Genomic DNA, 503 nt, shown 5'->3' with positions numbered 1-503 from the left:
GGTCGGTGGCGGGTGTGCCGGGGCCAGATGGTGGCGACGTGGACGTGTCAGGGCTCGGTGATGGGGCGGCGCGGCGGGAAAGGCGGCCGGCGAGGGAGCCGGTGAGCTTGCCAGGCTCGGAGGGACCGGCGGAGGTGCCGGTGTCGGGCAATGGTGCGAGCGTGTCAGGGCTCGGCGATGGGGCGGCACGGCGGGACAAGCGGGCGGTGGCGCGGGCCGCGAGGGAGTTGGAGGCGCTGGCGGCAGGCTCGGAGGGGCCGGTGGCGGAGGCGCCGGGGTCAGGCGATGGTGCGGCGGAGATGGGGGTGCTGGGGGTCGGCAACTTCGGAGCACGGCGGGAAAGGCGGGCGGCGAGGGAGCTGGCGGCCTTGCCTTCGGAAGGTGCGGGCTCGGTGCCAGTGCCGGTGCTGGCAGCGCCGCGCGGCAAGCGGGCGCGGGCTGCGGCGGTGGCGCGGGCTGCGAGGCCGGAGGGCTTGTTCTCGGAGGGTGGTGTGTCAGGGTTC

The 503-nt window shown here is 76.3% G+C and carries 1 pseudogene; it reads left to right on the top strand.

Annotated elements, in window-relative coordinates:
• Positions 1-107: 107 nt before the first annotated feature.
• Positions 108-503, top strand: a pseudogene (locus tag KGQ19_RS48865) (hypothetical protein); the annotation flags it as partial.

Origin of the sequence: Catenulispora pinistramenti (assembly GCF_018274385.1) — a bacterium.
Taxonomy (GTDB): domain Bacteria; phylum Actinomycetota; class Actinomycetes; order Streptomycetales; family Catenulisporaceae; genus Catenulispora; species Catenulispora pinistramenti.
This window is presented reverse-complemented; position numbering and strand designations above follow the sequence as displayed.